Origin of the sequence: Mesorhizobium sp. M1A.T.Ca.IN.004.03.1.1 (assembly GCF_003997555.1) — a bacterium.
GTDB lineage: Bacteria > Pseudomonadota > Alphaproteobacteria > Rhizobiales > Rhizobiaceae > Mesorhizobium.
Map to the genome: position 1 here is coordinate 1 of NZ_RZTV01000921.1, position 243 is coordinate 243.

Annotated in this window: 1 pseudogene; it reads left to right on the top strand. The window is 80.2% G+C overall.

Going from position 1 to position 243, the window contains the following annotated elements:
* Nucleotides 1–243, top strand: a pseudogene (locus EOD29_RS36835) (hypothetical protein); the annotation flags it as partial.

Here is a 243-nt window from a genome sequence, read left to right on the forward strand (position 1 = left end):
GCCAGACCCCCGTCTCGGCTCCCGCCGCGCACCGTTCCGTCGATCTCGAGGACGAGGACGCCCGGTGGGCGGCCTACGCCGCGTCGGCCGAGCCGGAAGCCGGCGCTTCGCACACCGCCACCGCCGAGCCCGTGCGCGAAGAGCACCGTGCCGACGCCGCCCCCGCCGCGGGCGCCGCGGCAGCGGGTGCCGCGGCGGCGACCACCGTCGCTCCCGCCTACGCGGACGAGACGCGGCCCGTCG